This is a genomic window from Erythrobacter sp. (genome assembly GCF_030066995.1).
In the GTDB taxonomy this organism is placed as follows: Bacteria; Pseudomonadota; Alphaproteobacteria; order Sphingomonadales; family Sphingomonadaceae; genus Erythrobacter.
In genome coordinates this window covers 91,543-109,357 of sequence record NZ_JASJAP010000007.1, presented here as the reverse complement: position 1 = coordinate 109,357, position 17,815 = coordinate 91,543, and the positions used below count along the sequence as shown (strand labels likewise).

15 protein-coding genes are annotated in these 17,815 nt (G+C 63.9%); all 15 read right to left on the bottom strand.

Annotation, left to right across the window (positions count from 1 at the left end; translation table 11 throughout):
- Nucleotides 1-21: 21 nt before the first annotated feature.
- On the bottom strand, nucleotides 22-798 hold the full coding sequence (locus QNI87_RS15460; RefSeq protein ID WP_300598204.1) for a hypothetical protein: 777 nt from the start codon (nucleotides 796-798) through the stop codon (nucleotides 22-24).
- Between the two features lie 457 nt (nucleotides 799-1,255).
- Nucleotides 1,256-1,996 carry a Bax inhibitor-1/YccA family protein gene (locus QNI87_RS15455; protein WP_300598202.1) on the bottom strand — a complete coding sequence of 247 codons (741 nt, stop codon included), beginning with the start codon at nucleotides 1,994-1,996 and terminating at the stop codon, nucleotides 1,256-1,258.
- 160 nt (nucleotides 1,997-2,156) lie between these two features.
- The gene (locus QNI87_RS15450; RefSeq protein ID WP_300598200.1) at nucleotides 2,157-2,957 is read right to left on the bottom strand and encodes a pyrroline-5-carboxylate reductase dimerization domain-containing protein; all 801 of its coding nucleotides are present in this window, start codon (nucleotides 2,955-2,957) and stop codon (nucleotides 2,157-2,159) included.
- Between the two features lie 15 nt (nucleotides 2,958-2,972).
- The gene (locus QNI87_RS15445; protein ID WP_300598198.1) at nucleotides 2,973-3,479 is read right to left on the bottom strand and encodes a YbjN domain-containing protein; all 507 of its coding nucleotides are present in this window, start codon (nucleotides 3,477-3,479) and stop codon (nucleotides 2,973-2,975) included.
- Nucleotides 3,480-3,641: 162 nt separating this feature from the next.
- Nucleotides 3,642-5,120: an SPOR domain-containing protein gene (locus QNI87_RS15440; RefSeq protein WP_300598195.1), complete on the bottom strand. Its 1,479-nt coding sequence runs from the start codon at nucleotides 5,118-5,120 to the stop codon at nucleotides 3,642-3,644.
- Between the two features lie 123 nt (nucleotides 5,121-5,243).
- Nucleotides 5,244-7,037: a cell division protein FtsZ gene (gene ftsZ / locus QNI87_RS15435; protein WP_300598193.1), complete on the bottom strand. Its 1,794-nt coding sequence runs from the start codon at nucleotides 7,035-7,037 to the stop codon at nucleotides 5,244-5,246.
- A 200-nt stretch (nucleotides 7,038-7,237) separates the two neighbouring features.
- Complete coding sequence (gene ftsA, locus QNI87_RS15430; RefSeq protein WP_300598252.1) at nucleotides 7,238-8,569, bottom strand: cell division protein FtsA; 1,332 nt, start codon at nucleotides 8,567-8,569, stop codon at nucleotides 7,238-7,240.
- 41 nt (nucleotides 8,570-8,610) lie between these two features.
- Nucleotides 8,611-9,522 carry an FtsQ-type POTRA domain-containing protein gene (locus QNI87_RS15425; RefSeq protein WP_300598191.1) on the bottom strand — a complete coding sequence of 304 codons (912 nt, stop codon included), beginning with the start codon at nucleotides 9,520-9,522 and terminating at the stop codon, nucleotides 8,611-8,613.
- The gene (locus QNI87_RS15420) at nucleotides 9,515-10,489 is read right to left on the bottom strand and encodes a D-alanine--D-alanine ligase (protein ID WP_300598189.1); all 975 of its coding nucleotides are present in this window, start codon (nucleotides 10,487-10,489) and stop codon (nucleotides 9,515-9,517) included. The genes QNI87_RS15425 and QNI87_RS15420 overlap by 8 nt, the downstream gene beginning before the upstream one ends.
- Nucleotides 10,486-11,343 carry a UDP-N-acetylmuramate dehydrogenase gene (gene murB / locus QNI87_RS15415; RefSeq protein WP_300598250.1) on the bottom strand — a complete coding sequence of 286 codons (858 nt, stop codon included), beginning with the start codon at nucleotides 11,341-11,343 and terminating at the stop codon, nucleotides 10,486-10,488. The genes QNI87_RS15420 and murB overlap by 4 nt, the downstream gene beginning before the upstream one ends.
- Before the next feature lie 128 nt (nucleotides 11,344-11,471).
- A complete protein-coding gene (gene murC / locus QNI87_RS15410; protein ID WP_300598187.1) occupies nucleotides 11,472-12,902 on the bottom strand; it encodes a UDP-N-acetylmuramate--L-alanine ligase in 1,431 nt (476 codons plus the stop codon).
- Complete coding sequence (gene murG, locus QNI87_RS15405; protein WP_300598185.1) at nucleotides 12,899-14,149, bottom strand: undecaprenyldiphospho-muramoylpentapeptide beta-N-acetylglucosaminyltransferase; 1,251 nt, start codon at nucleotides 14,147-14,149, stop codon at nucleotides 12,899-12,901. The genes murC and murG overlap by 4 nt, the downstream gene beginning before the upstream one ends.
- Nucleotides 14,146-15,363: a putative peptidoglycan glycosyltransferase FtsW gene (locus QNI87_RS15400; protein WP_300598183.1), complete on the bottom strand. Its 1,218-nt coding sequence runs from the start codon at nucleotides 15,361-15,363 to the stop codon at nucleotides 14,146-14,148. Before QNI87_RS15400 ends, murG begins: the two co-directional genes overlap by 4 nt.
- The gene (gene murD, locus QNI87_RS15395; RefSeq protein ID WP_300598181.1) at nucleotides 15,363-16,745 is read right to left on the bottom strand and encodes a UDP-N-acetylmuramoyl-L-alanine--D-glutamate ligase; all 1,383 of its coding nucleotides are present in this window, start codon (nucleotides 16,743-16,745) and stop codon (nucleotides 15,363-15,365) included. Before murD ends, QNI87_RS15400 begins: the two co-directional genes overlap by 1 nt.
- The gene (gene mraY / locus QNI87_RS15390) at nucleotides 16,742-17,812 is read right to left on the bottom strand and encodes a phospho-N-acetylmuramoyl-pentapeptide-transferase (RefSeq protein WP_300598179.1); all 1,071 of its coding nucleotides are present in this window, start codon (nucleotides 17,810-17,812) and stop codon (nucleotides 16,742-16,744) included. Before mraY ends, murD begins: the two co-directional genes overlap by 4 nt.
- Nucleotides 17,813-17,815 lie beyond the last annotated feature (3 nt).

The window sequence follows — 17,815 nt, the reverse complement described above, 5'->3', positions numbered from 1 at the left end:
CTTGCAAGCGGCCAAAAGACCTTAAAGGGCGCCGCCAGCGGATTCTCGCTCCAAGCCCGACGCGTCGCCGGCGGTCTCCGGCGGCTCGATTGGGATCGGCTGGACCAAAGGCTGCGAAACGACACCCTCTATCACCGGGATCACGGGCACCACCGCCCCGGTGTCGGGATCGATCATGGTGCCGGCGACCTCGGTGGGCGCGACCAAGGTGTCGCTGGGGTCGCTATCCTCGACCGAGGGAAGCGTTTGGTCCCTTTCCCGCGCCGCCTGCACCGCGACCCAGCCAGGCTGCGAGGGTCCATGGTATTGGCCATACCTCTCGTCCCACTGCGCGGCGGCGACCTGATAACCCTCATAGGCCATGAAGAACCGATCGAAAGGCACTTCGAGAAGTGGGAAATTTGCCAGCGCAAAATCAACCGGATCCTCTGGCGGAGAGGCCAGGGAACGATTGGAGATGTCGAGCATCACCCGGCAGAAGTCTCCGCGCGCGGACGGCAGCGCAAAGAAGTTATAGACCTTCGTCATGTGGTCTTCGCGCGCCAGCAGAGCGTCACGCGCGCTTACCTCGCGTTCGCGATACTCCTCTTCCACCCGGTCGTTAAGCCGGCGCAGAGTGCGCGCGTTGTCGACGATGTAGGCCCGGTAGCCCTCGAGGATAGGCCGATAGACCTCGTCCCGGCAATTGAGAGCCGCCACGTTCCAGGCCGAACGAAAGTGCCAGACGCGCTCATCTTGCGAGAGATTGCGGTTGACCGTCATGCGCTGACCGAGCGCGTTCTTCGGCGGGATCTGCATGACGTAGGCCGCGCCGCCTGGGGGCAGCGGACGGTAGGGCGTGGGTTCGAGGACGGGCGCAGGTGGAGGGGGCGGTGGAGGCGGCGGGGGCGGTGGAGGCGGCGGAGGTTCAGGGGTCGAGCAGGCCGCGAGCGCGGCGAGGCCGAAACTGACGAGCAGGGCCTTGGCACCTCTGGGCCGGGCACGGGAGGAATTCGCGTCCTCGCACGAAGCGCCACCCCTCTTGGCTTCTTCAATCCTCAATCCGTGCATCAGAGCGTTTTGCCTCTCTCCTTGGTCCGTCCGGCCTGTCTGTTCGCAAGCCTACCGATATCCGCTTTGCGTGGCGATTAAGCGGCGATGCGTATTGGGTTAATCGGCTCAGCCCATAAAGAAAACGCCCGAGCGTCGGTAAAAGACGCTCGGGCGAAAGAAATACACAGCTGCGGGAACACAGGTTCCCGAAGTGTCCGTCGGATTACTCGCGGCTGCCAAGGAACTGCAGCAGGAACATGAACATGTTGACGAAGTCCAGATAGAGGTTCGTCGCGCCCAGGATCACGGCCTTCTTCATAAAGGGCGTGCCGCGAAGATAGGTGTACTGCTCCTTGAGGCGCTGCGTATCGTAGGCGGTGAGCCCAGCGAACACGAGGACGCCGATCCCGCTGATCACGAAGGCCAGCGGCCCCGACTGCAGAAACAGGTTGATGACCGAGGCGATGATCAGTCCGATCACGCCCATAATCAGGAACGAGCCCAAGCCCGACAGATCCTTTTTGGTCGTGTAGCCGAACAGGCTCAGGCCCGCGAACGCGCCCGCGGTCGCGAAGAAGGTCACGGCAATCGAGGGGCCAGTATAGGCGAGGAATATCCACGAAACCGATAGACCCATGGCAACCGCAAAAGACCAGAACACGGCTTGCAGCGTGCCCGCGCTCATCTTGTTGAGGCCAAAGCTGATCGCAAGGATGAAGCCAAGCGGCGCCAGTGCGACCACCCATTGCAATGGCGTGCCAAGAAGCGATGCGGTGAAACCGCTGAACGCGGCCACAATCGCCACAATACCGGTCAGCAGAACCGCCGATCCCATGTAATTGTAGATCGAGAGCATGTAGGAACGCAGGCCCTCGTCAAATTTGACGCCAGCGACGTCCCCGCCAGCGCGCGGAACCGAGCCAAAGCTCTGGCGTGTCCGCTGTTGATTGTTCCAATCAGCCATTATGGATCCCTTTTGTCTCCAAAGGCGGCGCGCAACAGTGCGGCCGTTGGTTTGTAATATCGGTCCTTTGCGAACGCTTTTCAAGCGAAACCCGCGCAGGATAGGGGGTAATTGTTAACCTTGAATTGCAGTCAGATGAACGGGCTGGCCCGCCAGCGCTCTAACCGTTACCCGCGCTCAACTCCGCCCCGCGCCGCGCCGTCGCGTCGAGCGTCTCGGTCAAAAGCTCGATCAAAGCCTCGTCTTCATCGAGAATGTTGAGCCCTTCCCGCGTCATTCCACCGGGGCTTGCAACCCGGTCCGCAAGCGCACCGGGCGAGACATCGGAGGTCGCGGCCAGGCTGGCTGCGCCATCCACCATGGCTGTAGCCAGCGCGACGGCCTGCTCGCGCTCGGCGCCGAGCCGTTCAGCCGCCACCGCCAACGCGTCAATAAAGCGATAGACAAAACCCGGCCCCGAACCTGCGAGCGCGGTGAGCAGATCGAAGCGGCCTTCATCCTCCAGCCAGACAGCCGTGCCAAGCGTGTCGTAAAACGTCTGCATATCGTCCCGTTCGCTTTCCGCAAGCCCGCTTTGCGCAAGTAGGACCGGCGACTTGCCAAGGCGCGCGGCGAGGTTCGGCATCACCCGAACGATAGCGCGGGCCTTGGGAAACGCCGCCCGAACCTGCGCCAGCGTGAGCCCGGCGAGCAGATAATGAACCGCCACGCCCTCGCCTGCTAGGCTCTGAAAGCCCGGTGCGAGCGCGCCCAATTGCTGAGGCTTGAAGCCCAGCAGAACCGCGTCGTGGTTGCCGGGCATCTCTTCAGGCGAATGAAACAACGCCACGCCTTCCGGCGCGGTTTCAAGAGCGGGGTCGAGCACGGTGAAGCGGCGCGGATCAAGCCCCGATGCCAGCCACCCGGCGAGCATCGCGCCTGCCATATTGCCGCAGCCGATCATCAAGAGCCTGAACGTCATACGCGCAAGGGAATGTTACGCTTCGCCGCCCACGTCAACCATGGCCGCTTCCAGCGCCTCGCGCGGGCGCTTGTCTCCCCAAAGGACAAACTGGAAAGCCGGATAAAAGCGGTCGCATTCCTCGATCGCGTTCTCCACCAGCGCCTGCGCCTGATCGAGACTCAGCATCCCATCATCGCCCAGCAGCGCGCCGTGCCGGTACAGCAGCACATCGCCGTTCGACCAGATATCGAAATGGCCCAGCCACATCTGCTCATTGACAAGGCTGAGCAGCTCATAGGCGCGCGGGCGCTTGTCGTCGGCAACGCGAATGTCGGGCAGGCAGAGAAACTGCAGGACATTGTCGGAACTGCGCCAGATCGCGCGCAGCTGATACTTGGCCCAGCTGCCCTGAACTTCCGCGGTCAATTCGTCGTCCGAAATGATGAAGCACTCCCACCCGCGCGCTTCGAACAGAGCCGCCAGCATCTCGATGGGTGCAGCGTCCTGATCGTCGTTTAATTCGGGCTCGCGCGGTCTCATGGGTGCGATCCTGCGGTAAGAAGGGGGCTAGTCATGAGCCGCCTCAATGCGCTGGCTTCCTGCCCTTTTGCAACGCCGCCTCAACCGGCTCTTGGGCAAAAGCGTTCTGGCTTGTTCAAAGGCTGTGAACAGAAAGGCGGGGACAGCGCACCGAGCGTGTCTCTACGGCTCACTAAGTAGCTCAATTTCAAGACCTTCCGGGCTCGTATACCGGAACGCGTCGATGCCCCTTTTCTTCAGCGCGTTGATCAGTTCGCGGGCCGCCTGGCGGGAATCGACCGGCCCGGCGAGCAGGCGATTGGTCTGCCCCCATCGCACGGTGTGCGGAGTGAACTTACCAAGCAGGCGAGGCGCCTTGCGTTCGAGCCGCCGCCAATCAAATCCAAGCGCCTTGAGATCCTGCCCGATCGCCAGCTGGACCCAAATGCGACTCGGATTGACCGGCTTTTCGGGCTCGGGCGGCGGCTCGCGCGGGATATCGAGGGCGGCGATATCGACCGCACCCTCGCTCGGCGTCGCGGTAACGGTCTGCGATCTGGAAGCCACAATATCTCCAAACGCATCCGCCACGCGCGGCGTTTCGGCGGTTGGAGCTTGCGTCGCCTGGGGCTGCCGTTCGCCGGTCGATGGGGTCAGGGTCTGCGCGGCTTGCGCTGTAAGCGCGTCCTCGACCCGCACGGGGCCATCGCCAAGCGCGCGCCCCATCGGTTCAAGGCGCCGATCGGGAGCGGTCTGCTGCGTGGCGGGCGCTGGCGCCGCTCGGCCCGGCTCCGAGCCGTCCGAATCGCCAGCCGACAAAAGCTCAGCGATCTGGGGCGTGTCGCGGCCGATATCCGCCGCACGCGGGAAGACGCCGAGATTGGCCGCCGCCGCCTGCTGCGCGGGTGTGAGGCGGGGCATGAATTCGAGATAAGGCGTGATCTGCTGCGCCAGTTCGCGCGGCATCACGGCGTCGGTGATCGCGGCGGCGCGGTCCTGCTCTCCCAGGATGGCCAGGCTGAAGGCCCGTGCGCGAAAGGCGGCAAAGTCGCGGCGTTCGATAAGCGGGCGCAAGGTGGCCTCGAAAGACGCTTGATTGTCGCTGATCGCGTAACTGATCGCCAGGCGCCGACGCGCCTCTTCGTCCCTTGGACTGACTTCAAGAAGCGCCAGGTAGGCTTGCTGCGCGCGCGTCTGCGCGCCGACCATGTCGAGCGCCAGCGCCTTGTCCGAACCCACCTCAAGGGCTTCAGCGCCTTGGCTCTCGGCCGCCTCGAACAGCGACAGGGCGCGCACTGGCCGCCCAGATCGCAAATACACCTTGGCTAGCCCCAGCGCGGCGCGCGCGTTCTGCGAGTCCACCTCGCGCGCTCTTTGAAAGAAGCCCAGCGACGCGTTCAAATCGCCCACCGCCAGCGCCGCGTCCCCCGCTTCGAGGAGCGCGGGAACCCGGTTTGGCGTCCGGGCAAGCGCCACCAGCGCGCGATTGAGCCGCTGCGTGTCCTGCGAGGGCAATGGCTGAGAGACCGGACGCGAGGTCATCACCTGCGCGCTGGCGGCGATGGTCAAGCCCGAAGCCAGCGCGGCGCCAAGCGCGGTCAAGCCAAGCCAACGCCGCACATTGTACGACGGGATGGGGTGCATCGGGATGGGCATCTTCATTTTCGCATCCGGCGCTAGCGCAATAGGACGGCGCATCCAGACCTCGACCCGGCAAATCGCGCCGACCGGAGCGGTGCGCCCGCTAAGCGGTGAGCGGCAATCCCAGCCGAGACGCGCTTTTCATTACTGATTGTTTTGCCGACCCAGAAAACGCGGGATGCTGAGCGCAGGCGCGTCGTCATCGTCGTCATCGTCCTCGTCTTCATCGCGACCCGAACTGCGCGACAAGTTGGCCATCCGCTCGAACAGAGTGCTCGATCCCTCGGCCGTCTCGGCCTCGCCATTGGCCTTGCTCTCGTCTTCGCTCATATCCTCGGCGCCTTCGGCCTCGTCGATCTCGGAATAGACCGCGTCCTCTTCAGGAGCCTCGCTGCCGGCGAGATCGAAAGGCTCATCCTCCGCGCCGCGCAAACCGGCAAGCGGATCAATGATCTCATCGACGTCTTCGTCTTCAAGCTCGCCCATATCGTCGCCCGCCTGCATCCCGCTAAGGTCGAAAGGCTTGGCTTCATCGGGATCGCTGCGTTCGTCCTCTTCGGCGTCGCTCTCATCAGCGTCCGCCTTGGCGAACAGAGCGCTCGGCTTGGTGAGCGTGGCCGACTCTTCCTCAGGCTCAAAGTCGACGCCTTCGTCGCTTTCGACTTCGGCGGCGTCATCGTCCTCATAAGCCGACGTTTCAGGCGGCGTCAGAGTGATCGGCGCTGGATCAGGCTCCGGCGGTGTCAGCGTGATGGCGTCGTCGTCGCCCCCCTCCGATGCGGTGTCCTCTTCGGGCTCCGGCTCGGGCACTGGCTTGAAGACCGCTTCGGATTTTGGCTCCGGCGCCTCGGCCTCGCCCATCAGATCGAGCACTGGCCGTTGCGGCGCCCGCGAAGATGGCATGGAAGAAACGCCGGAGAGCGCGGCGGCGCCCGCTGCCGTCTCCGCCGGGCGCGGAGGTGCGCCCTCAGCGCTTTGGTCGATCCCGGTTGCGACCACCGACACGCGGATCTTGCCGTCAAGGTCGGGGTTGAACGCGCTGCCCCAGATGATGTTGGCGTCTTCGTCGACCAGGCCGCGAATATGGTTGGCCGCGCCGTCGACCTCGAACAGCTTCATGTCCTCGCCGCCGATAATCGAGATAATCACGCCTTTGGCGCCCTGCATCGAAACACCGTCAAGCAGAGGGTTGGCGATGGCCTGCTCGGCGGCATCCTTGGCGCGGTTCTCGCCCTCGGCTTCGCCCGTGCCCATCATCGCCTTGCCCATCTCGCTCATCACCGAGCGCACGTCGGCAAAATCCAGGTTGATGAGGCCCGGCATGACCATCAGGTCGGTAATCGAGCGCACGCCCTGCTGGAGCACTTCGTCGGCCATTTCAAAGGCCTGCTTGAAAGTGGTGTCCTGGCTGGCAATCAGGAACAGGTTCTGGTTGGGGATGACGATCAGCGTATCGACGTGCTGTTGGAGATCGGCAATCCCCGCCTCGGCCGCGCGCATGCGCCGCGTGCCTTCGAACAGGAAGGGCTTGGTCACCACACCGACGGTCAGAACCCCCATCCGGCGCGCGGTCTCCGCGATCACCGGCGCCGCGCCTGTGCCCGTGCCGCCCCCCATGCCGGCAGCGATGAACACCATGTTTACGCCTTGCAACGCCTCTTCGATTTCCTTGACGGTCTCTTCGGCGGCCGCCTTGCCCACTTCAGGCTTCGCTCCCGCGCCCAAACCCTTGGTAATCTCGGTGCCGAGCTGAACGCGCTTTTCGGCCGGAGAACTACTGAGCGCCTGCGCGTCGGTGTTCGCCACTATGAAATCGACACCCTCGATCTCGGAGGCGATCATGTTGGCAATGGCGTTTCCGCCCGCGCCGCCGATACCGATGACGGTAATCCTGGGGCGCAAATCGTCGCTGGCTGCCGGTCCGATATTGATGCTCATCCGCCTGTTCCTCCGGACGCCTGATTTATTTGAGTTAGATAGAACTCAGGCGTCTGTTCGTCTGTGACACATTCGTCATGCGCCGTTGATACCATTCACACCCTTATCCACAGCGACCCTTTACACTTTGTAAACCATCATCCGAAGTTCCCGAAGCCTGTCCTTTGTGTTTTGCTCTGGTCAAGGTTTCGTCCGGTTCTTCAGAAGTACTCGCGCGAAGCCTTCCACAACCGCGTTAAGGCGGCCCAGGGGCTCGACGAACGCGCCGGGCTCATCACCGTTTGCGCTCGCGGATGATGCGACTTGATGTCGACAGGGTCATCGGCGGCGTAGAGGCACAGCCCGGCCAGTGTTGCAAAGCCGGGCGTCGAATGCGCCTCGGGCAGGCCCTTGAGGGAAGCAGTGCGACCAAGGCGGACCGGAACGCCGAGCGCGCCCTGGAGAAAGTCCACCAGTCCGACCAGCTCAGCGCCGCCACCGGTCAAAACCACGTGGCCCGCGTTGGGGCCGGCAAAGCCAAGCTCCTTGAGCGCCTTGTCGATCTGCTTGGTCAACTGCGCCAGACGCTGATTCACAACCGAGACGAGTTCCGAGCGCGCGATGCGATTTTTCTCGTCCGCGCCCCGCGCCAGGGGCATGGAAGCACCCTCTTCGTCGTCGGTATCCGCGCCTTCGTTTGGGCCGTGCACCGGGATCAACTCGCGGTGATCGCTCGGGCTGGCAATCGCGGAGCCTGCCACGCACTTCAGGCGCTCGGCCTGGCTGCGTCGGATCCCGAACCGGCTCGCAATCGCGTCAGTGATATGACCTGAGCCCATATCGATCGAGCGCAGCCCCAGCATCATCCCCGCGGCGAAGACCGAGACGTTGGTGACATCGCCGCCGATCTCAACCAGCGCCACGCCCAGATCGCGCTCGTCTTCGGTAAGGCAGGCGCAGGCGGTGGCGAGCGGGGCGGCGACGACGCCATCGACCTTGAGATGCGCGTTGTGCACCGCTTCGCGAAGATTTCGCAGTGGCGCGCCCTGCGCCAGGGTGACGTGAACATGAACACCCAACCGCTCGGCGTACATCCCGCGCGGATTGACGACCCCATCCGCGCCGTCGAGCGTAAAGTGCGCCGGCTGCGCGTGCAGGACTTCGCGCCCGTCAGGCTGAATGCCAGCGCGCGCCAGTGCGAGAAGGCCGTCGATGTCCTCCTCCTCGATACGTCGGCCTCCTATGTCGATATCCGTGGGATAGACATAGCTTTCCAACCCCGCGCCCGAGCACGCGACCCAAACCGAATTGATCGGCGTTTGAGCGTTCTGCTCGGCGCGCTCGACGGCATCACGGATGGCATGGGTCGCCGCTTTGGGATCGGTCACATAGCCACGCTTCACCCCCGCGCTCATCCGGTGCCCGGAGCCCAGGACGACGAGGTCGCCCGTCTCGGTCTCTCCCATGATCATCGCGGAAATGCGAAAGCTGCCGATGTTCACCGCGCCAAATGTGCGGATCAGGCGCGCCTTGCCGGGCGCGGCTTTGGCCATCTGTCTGCCCACTCCGGTTCGTGTGCCCTTGCGCGCAGCCATCACGCCCCTCCTGCGGCAAATTCGTAGCGATCTGCCCGGCCCGGCTCACGCATGTAAACCCGCGGCAGATCGCGCATGTCGATGCGCACCACTTTACCACCGATCAGGCGATACTGCCCATCGAGCTTTGCAAACTCCGTGAGCGCTTTGCTAGCGCGCAGCTTACCCTCGGGTAGCATCAGGACTTGGCCTGTTGCGAAGGTGAAATCCCAGCGGCGATTGCCCACCCATTCCGCCACTTCGACCTGCTCTTCGATCGCCGGAGCGGCCGCAAACAGCGCGTCAAGATCGGGCATTCTCTTGGCCACGCCATCGCCGGAGACGCGCATCATCCGCTCGTCGGCTTGCTCAGGCGCTGAGGAGGGCAATTCCTGCCCGGTTCGGTCTATCAGGATCAAGCCACCCGGCTTTTCCAGAAGTGCGTGCGGCACGCGTTCGACGATATCGATGGCCAGCGTGTCCGGCAGCTGGATCGAGACCCTTGCGTCCTCCACCCATTCGAGCCGCTTTATCCTCTCGCGCAGCTCGACGATGTCGATATCGGGCATCGGCCGGTTCTGTTGCTGCATCGCGAGCGCGTAGACTTGCGCTTCGTCCATCCGTTCGGTTCCCGTCACGCGCACCGTGCTCAGCGAATAGCCAGCCTCGCCCGCAACCCGCGCAAACTCCGCGCGGGCGAGAGCGGGCACACCGGCAAGGCTCGCAATCGTGCCCACAAGCAGCAGCGCAGCGCCAAGGATCAGCGCCATGAAAACGCGGCTCCATTGCTCTTCGCTAAGGGGCACCACGCCCATGACCGTATCGAGCGCACCGGTCGTCTTCGCCTTCGCGCGGCGCGCGCCGGCGGCGCGGCTCTGCGATTTGGCTGCGCGGCGAACACCCTTGGACCCGGAGCGCGCCAATCTAGCCATTGCTTGCCTCCTTTTCAGCGTGAACCCGCAAAGCGTCCTTGACCAGAAGGTCGACCAATTCGGCGTAATCGATCCCCGCGTGGCGCGCCTGTTCGGGCACCAGGCTCAAGGGCGTCATTCCGGGCTGCGTGTTGGTTTCGAGCACAAAAAGGCCTTCCTCGCCCAGCTCGTCATCCCAGCGATAGTCGGTGCGGCTTGTTCCATTACAGCCGAGCGCCTGATGCGCCTTTATCGCGTACTCTTCGCAAAGCGCCGCGATTTCGGGCGGAACCTTGGCCGGGCACACGTGCTGCGTCCGGCCTTCGGTGTATTTGTGCTCGTAATCGTAAAAGCCGTGCTCGATGATGAGTTCGGTGACGCCGAGCGCGCGCGGACCTTCGCCCGTGTCGATCACGGCGGTGGTGAGCTCGCGGCCCTTGATGAAGGGTTCGGCGAGCAATTCGGCAAACTCCTGCCAGGGCCCTGCGGCCTCGCGCGCGATCGGGTTGCCGACATTGGAATCCTCGGTAACGATGGCGACGCCCACGCTGGAGCCTTCGTTGACTGGTTTGAGCACATAGGGGCGCGGCAGCGGATCGCGTTCGAAAAGCTCCTCGGACGGCACGATGCGACCGCCAGGCATGGGAATGCCGTGGGGCGCGAGCGCCTGTTTGGTCAGCTGCTTGTCGATGGCAATGACCGAGGTCGCGAGCCCCGAATGCGTGTAGGGCAAACCCATCAGATCGAGCATACCCTGCACGCTCCCATCCTCGCCCGGCACGCCGTGGAGCGCGTTGAAGACGACATCGGGCTTGGCCTCGGCGAGCCTCGCCGCCACATCGCGGCCCATATCGATGGACGTCACGCGATAGCCCTTCATTTCCAGCGCATCGGCGACGCCATGGCCGGACATAAGCGAGACCTCCCGCTCGTTCGCCCAGCCACCCATCAGGACGGCGACGTGAATTGGCGTGGCGGACTTGCTCATGGCCGCCCCACTCGCTGGATTTCCCATTCGAGGCACACGCCGGTTTTCTCGTAGACTTTCTTGCGCACCAGCTCTCCCAGTTCCTCGATATCCGCGCTGGTCGCGGAGCCGGTGTTGATGAGGAAATTGGTGTGTTTATCGCTTACCATCGCGCCGCCCAGCGTCATGCCGCGGCATCCCGCCTCATCGACCAGCTGCCAGGCCTTCATGCCCTCGGGGTTCTTGAAGGTCGATCCGCCCGTCTTGGTGCGCAGCGGCTGGGATTCTTGGCGCGCCTTGGCGATGCGGTCCATCTCCGCACCGATCTCAGCCGGATCGCCGGGTGTGCCCTTGAAGCGGGCGGAGACGACAATCGCGCCCTTGGGCAAGACCGAATGACGATAGGAATACTGCAAATCCGCCAGCGGCAGAGTCACCCAGTGGCCGTCGGGCAGGATCACATCGCAATCGATAAGAATATCGGACACCTCGCGATCATACGCGCCGCCATTCATGCGCACAAAGCCGCCCACCGTTCCGGGAATGCCGCGCAGGAATTCAAGCCCCGCAATCCCCGCGTCGCGCGCGGTGGAAGCCACTAGAATGCCGCTCGCTGCACCCCCGCAGGTCAGCTCGCACTCGCCGGTGACCTCGACTGTGGCAAAGGCCTTGCCCAATCGGATCACCACGCCGGGCACTCCGCCATCGCGGATGATGAGATTGGAGCCCAGGCCCAGCGCCATGACCGGCAGGCTGCCCTCCAGCCGCTCCATGAAGAGTTTGAGGTCATCAATATCCGCCGGCTCGAACAGCCAGTCCGCCACCCCGCCGGTCTTGAACCAGACAAGCTTTGCGAGCGGAGCCTTGCCCGTCACCGCGCCGCGAAGGCCTTCAAGCGGGACCGGCGCTTTGACTGCGCCCTCGACATTGCAGGTCGGCGCCCGGCCATCGTCGGTGTTGACGACGTCCCCAGGCTGATTTGGGCCGGGCTGATCGGTCGCACTCACGCCGCCCGCTCCACCCCAATCGCCCCGGCAAGACCGGCGGCCCAACGGGTGATATCCCCTGCGCCAAGGCAGACAATGATATCGCCGGGCGCAATCTCGCCCGCGAGCGCGCTGGCCAGCTCCGCTCTGTCCTCAACCGTATGCGCGCAGCGGTGTCCGCGCGATCGCAATCCGGCCGCGAGTGCGGCGCTGTCCACCCCCGGCAAGGGCGCTTCGCCCGCTTCGTAGACGGGAGTGATGTAGACGCTGTCCGCTTCGTTGAAGCAGGTCTGGAAGTCGTCCATCAGATCCTTGAGGCGCGAATAGCGATGCGGCTGCGCGACCGCGATCACGCGTCCCTTCGTTCCCGATACCGCCTCGCGCGCCGCGCCAAGCACCGCGCGGATTTCGACCGGATGGTGCGCATAGTCGTCGATCACGCTGACGCTGCCCGAGCCCAAATCGATTGCGCCCACCCTGGTGAAACGCCGACGCACGCCGCCAAAGCCGCCAAAGCCTTCGCGGATGACCTCGTCCGAACAGCCCATCTCGATCGCCACCGCTATCGCCGCAAGCGCGTTCTGGACGTTGTGGCGCCCCGGCATGGGAAGGCGCACGCCTTCGATCCGGCGGTCTTCCTCGCCGCGCTGGCGCACGATCACATCGAACGTGTTTCCGCCCGCCGTTGGCTGGACGTTTACTCCGCAGATATCGGCCTGGAGCGAGAAGCCATAGGTGACGACCTTGCGGTCGCGCACTTCGCCTATCACCGCCTGCACTTCGGGATGATCGACGCACAGGATTGCCGCGCCGTAAAAGGGCACATTATGGATGAATTCGATAAAGGCGCGTCTCACGCCTTCGAAATCGCCGTAATGATCCAGATGCTCGGGATCGATATTGGTCACGACCGCGATTGTACCATCGAGGCGAAGAAAGCTGCCGTCGCTTTCATCGGCTTCGATCACCATCCAGTCGGAATCGCCCAGCCGCGCGTTGGAGCCATATTGCTCGATGATGCCGCCATTGATGACGGTGGGGTCGATATCGCCCTTGTCCAGCAGCGCGGCGATCATGCTGGTCGTGGTCGTCTTGCCATGCGTGCCTGCGACCGCGACGGTGGATTTGAGCCGCATCAGCTCAGCCAGCATCTCCGCGCGGCGCACCACGGGGATGCGCAATTCGAGCGCAGCGGCGACTTCGGGGTTGGTTCGGCGCACCGCCGTAGACGTGACCACCACGGCTGCGCCTTCAACGTTCTCCTTTGCGTGACCGATGTGCACCGAAATCCCGCGCGCGCGCAGCCGCTCGACACCGGGCCCCTCGGCAATGTCGGAGCCCTGCACAGTGTAACCGAGATTGTGCATCACCTCGGCGATGCCGGACATGCCGATCCCGCCAATGCCGACGAAGTGAATAACGCCAATATCGGTTCCAACGCCCTTCATGATGCGTCGGTCTTCTCTGGCCAATCGCGCGTCGCAGGCTTCGGTGCGGTGGCGGCCTGCGCCGATTTGGGCACGGTCTCACCGACTTGGATCACATCCATCAGATCAATGCCGCCGAGCGTCTCGACAAGGTCCGCCAGATCTTTCGCCGCGTTGGGCCGACCGCAATTCCACGCGCCATGCGCCGCGTTGGCAAGGCTGCCGGGCTTTTGCGCCATGGCCTGGATTTGCTTGGCAAGCTCCTTGGGCACGAAATTGTCCTGCCGGATCATGCGCGCCCCGCCCGCCTTGACAACTTCGCGCGTGTTCGCCGCCTGGTGATCATCGGTTGCGATAGGCAGCGGGATCAGGATCGCTGGACGGCCAACCGCGGTCAGCTCTGCGATCGTCGATGCGCCCGCGCGTCCGATGAACAGATGCGCGTCGGCGAGCCGTTCCTGCATATCCTCGAAATAGGTGCCAAGCTCGGCGGGGATGTCGTGCGCCTTGTAACGCTCGCGCACCCCGTCCAAATCTTCCGAGCGGCATTGCTGGGTGATCTGCAAGCGCCGACGAAGCGGCGGTGGCAGCATGGCGAGGCCATCAGGGACCACTTCGGACAGAACGCGTGCGCCCTGCGATCCCCCGGTTACGAGCACGCGCAACAGGCTTTCGTCGGTCAGCGTCGGAAAATCCTGATCGCGCAGCGCGAGAACCTCTTCGCGCACGGGATTTCCGACAAGGTGCGTCTTGGACGCAAAGCGGGGCTTCAAGCGCTCGACCTCGGGATAGGAGGTGGCGATAGCATCGACACGGCCCGCGAGCAGGCGGTTCACCCGGCCAAGCACCGCGTTCTGTTCATGGATGACGCTGGGCACCTTTGCCGACGACGCGGCCAGCAGCGCGGGGAGCGAAGGATAGCCGCCAAAGCCAACAACCGCGCTGGGCTCAAACGCCTCGAACAGGCGCAGCGCCATGCGCCGCCCTTCGAGCACCGAGGCGATACCGGCGGGCCACTTCAACGGGTTCTTGCCAAAGCGTCCGGCGGGCAGGACGTGAGCGGGTACGCTGTCGGGCTTGCCGGGAATGTTCGCGCCGCGCTCATCGGTGATCAGCGCGACGTGATGGCCGCGCGCTTCGAGTTCGCTCGCGAGCGCAAAGGCAGGGATCAGGTGCCCCCCTGTCCCTCCGGCGGCCAGCACGAAATGGCGGCTCGCGCCCGAGGGCACGCTTTGCGGGGCACCGGTTATTTTGCCCGGTCTGTTCATGCGGGCGCCTCCTTGCGCTCGAAGAGTGTTCGTATGCCCGGCACGTCGCGTTCGAGGAACGGGTTGCGCCGGGTGATCGCCAACAATAGCCCAAGGGTGAAGCACACCGCCAGCATCGATGATCCGCCATAGCTGATCAGCGGCAATGTTGTGCCCGTCGCAGGGGCAAGCCTCAGGTTTACCGCCATATTGATGAACGCCTGGCCACCAAATTGCGCGATCAAGCCGGTGCCCGCAAGCACCGCGAACATATCTTCCTCGCCCGCCAGACGCACCAGCACGCGCGCTATGAGAGCGAGGTAGAGAATGACGACGAGCGCGCAGACGAGCAGTCCGAATTCTTCGCCGATGACGGAAAAGATGTAATCGGTGTGCGCTTCGGGCAGGTTGTACTTGCGCGTGCCCAGCCACAGCCCGTTGCCGCTCCACCCCCCGTTCAAGAGGGTGCGGTTGGCAAGGTCCACCTGATCGAAGGCGGTGCCCCCGCCCAGAAAATCGTCGATCCGCGCCCGTCCGTTCTCATAGGTGAAATAAACCAGCGTGAGAGCCGCCAGACCCGTCGCGACAATGCCGCCCATGCGCCACGCGGACACGCCGGCCAGGAAGATCAGCACAAACCACGTCCCCACGAACAACAGCGTCTCGCCAAGATTTGGTTGAAGCATCAGCAGCGAGGCGCATGCAAGCGTAAGGCCCGTGGCCAGCCAGAACACCGGTAGATGCGGATCGCGCATCCGCCAGCTGAGTATCCACGCGAGCGTGATGGCAAAGGCGGGCTTCAGAAATTCGCTGGGTTGCAGGCTGAGCCCAAGGTCGAGCCAGCGCGTCGCGCCTTTCCTCTCAAACCCGACGAGCGGCACCAGCATCAGCAATGCAAACATGATGATAGCAACCAACAGACCCGCGCGCCGCGCGTTGTCGCGACTGAGGAAGGAGAAGGCGACCATCACACCCAGGCCCGCACACAGGAAGGCAAGATGGCGCTTGAGGAAACGAAACGGATCCAAAGTCTCGAGACTGGTCGAAAGCTGATCCGCGCTGGCGGGCGAGGCGGCGAGCACGGCGATGATCCCCATCGCCATGAGCAGCCCGACAAGCAGGAGCAGGACGCGATCCAGCTCGCTCCACCAGACGCGCACCGCTTCGCGCCAGCCGCGCCGTGCGGGCACGGGTATCGGCCCCACGCTGGGCGCTCCGGAGGCGTTCGAGTGCATCACGCAGCGATATCCTTGTAAGGGCCGGCCGGGGCGCAATCCTCCGGCGCGCATTCGGCCATGACGCCGACGAGTTGACGGAAGTGCTCACCGCGCTTTTCGTAGTCGCGGAACTGATCGAAGCTGGCGCAGGCGGGGGAGAACAGCACGACATCTCGGGGCCTTGCGCATTGCTGCGCACGGCGGACCGCTTCGGAGACCAGTTCGCAGCGCTCAACGCGCGGCACAAGCGGCTCAAGCAAGTCCGCAAAGCGCGGGCCGGCCTCGCCCACCGTGTAGGCAGCGGCGACATTGCCGAGCTGAACTTCGCATTCGCCCAGCCCGTCTTCCTTGGCGAGCCCGCCGACAATCCAGTGGACCCGCGGTCCAGCCTCGTCAGGCGGATAGGCCGCGAGCGCGGGAGCGGTGGAGGCGGTGTTGGTCGCTTTGCTGTCGTTGATGTAGACAACGCCTGCATCCTCGCAGACAAATTCCATGCGATGCGGCAGATTGCGAAAGCGCGGGAGAGCGTGGCGCCACTGCGTTTCCTTGATGCCCAACTCCTCAACGAGAGCGACCGCGACCGCGACGTTTTCGAGGTTGTGCGGCCCTTGAAGGGTGGGCCATTCGTGTTGCAGGTCGGCAAAGCGATCGAGGTTCGCGGCCATGGCGCGGCCTTCGGGACGACGGGCTTGCTCTGCCTTCAGGACAGCCAAAGACGGCTCTGCCAACGAACCGAACACCGCCAAATTTCGCGCGGACTGCATCGCAAAAAGCCGCGCCTTGGCGGCGGCATAGGCGGCAAAACCGGCGTAGCGATCAAGATGGTCGGGCGTGATATTGGTCAGCGCCGCGGCGTCGCAATCGAGGTTGTGCGTCAGATCGATCTGGTAGCTCGACAGCTCGAGTACATAGACGCCAACCCCGTGGTCATTTGGCGCAAGCGGCTCCTGCGCCAGGATCGGCTCGCCGATATTGCCTCCAAGGATGGCAGGCACTCCGGCCATGCTCAGGATATGGTGGACCAACGCGACCGTGGTTGATTTGCCATTGGTGCCGGTGACGCCGATAACCTTGTGCGGCAAGAGATCACCGCGCGCCTGCGCGAAGAGTTCGATGTCGCCAATGATGGGGACGCCGTAGGCGCTCGCGCGCACGGCGATCGGGTGGTTGTTGAGCGGTACGCCCGGGGAGACGACCAGCGCGTCAAATCCGGTCAGATCCAGCTCAAGCGGATCGGCGATTTCGCAGCGCCCGGCAAACGGCTCGCGCGCAATATCCTGACGATCCCACGCGGTGACTTCGGCGCCGCTCGCCAAAAGCGTATCGACCGCCGCCGCGCCCGAGCGCGCAAGGCCCAGCACCGCGTAACGCTTTCCGGCAAAGGCGGCGCTCGTGATCATCGCAGCTTCAGCGTGGCCAATCCGGCGAGCGCGAGCACGATGGCGATGATCCAGAAACGGATCACGACCTTGCTCTCGCTCCAGCCCATTTTCTCAAAGTGGTGATGGATAGGCGCCATTAGGAACACCCGCCGACCTGTGCGCTTGAACCAGAACACCTGGATCATGACACTGAGTGCTTCGAGCACGAACAGGCCGCCGACAATCGCCAGCACCACTTCGTGATGCGAAGCCACCGCAATCGCGCCGAGCGCGCCGCCAAGGGCCAGACTGCCCGTGTCCCCCATGAAGACCGCCGCCGGGGGCGCGTTGAACCACAGGAAAGCGAGGCCTCCGCCCATGATTGCCGCGCAGAAGATCGCGAGTTCGCCTGCGCCGGGCACGTGCGGGATGCCGAGATACTCGGAAAAGTCCGCTCGCCCGACAAGATAGGCGATAATCGCGAAGGTGCCGCTGGCGATGATTACGGGCATGATCGCCAGCCCATCGAGGCCGTCGGTCAGGTTCACCGCGTTGCCCGCCCCCACCATGACAAAGGCGGCAAAGACGTAATAGCCATAGCTGAGCGGGATCGAGACGTCCGAGAAGAACGGGATGTAGAGGTTGGTGTTGATCTGACTGACAATGATGTAGCTCGCAATCCCGGCCACGAGGAACTCCATCAGCAGCCGGATCTTGCCCGAGACGCCGCGATGCGAGTTCTTGGTAACCTTGTCATAGTCGTCGAGAAAGCCGATCAGGCCAAAGCCGATGGTCACTGCAAGACACGCCCAGACGAACGGGTTGCGCAGGTCCATCCACAGCATCAGCGACAGCGTCAGCGCGATCAGGATCATCAGGCCGCCCATGGTGGGCGTGCCCCGCTTGGCAAAGTGGCTCTCCGGCCCGTCCTCGCGGATCGGCTGCCCTTTTCCCTGACGCACGCGCAGCAGATTGATGAACCGTGGCCCGATCAGCAGGCCCAGAAACAGCGCCGTGAGCAGCGTCGCGCCCGCGCGGAAGGTCTGGTAGCGCACCAGATTGAAGATACCTTCAAATTCCAACCATTCCGCGATAAGGTAGAGCATTCA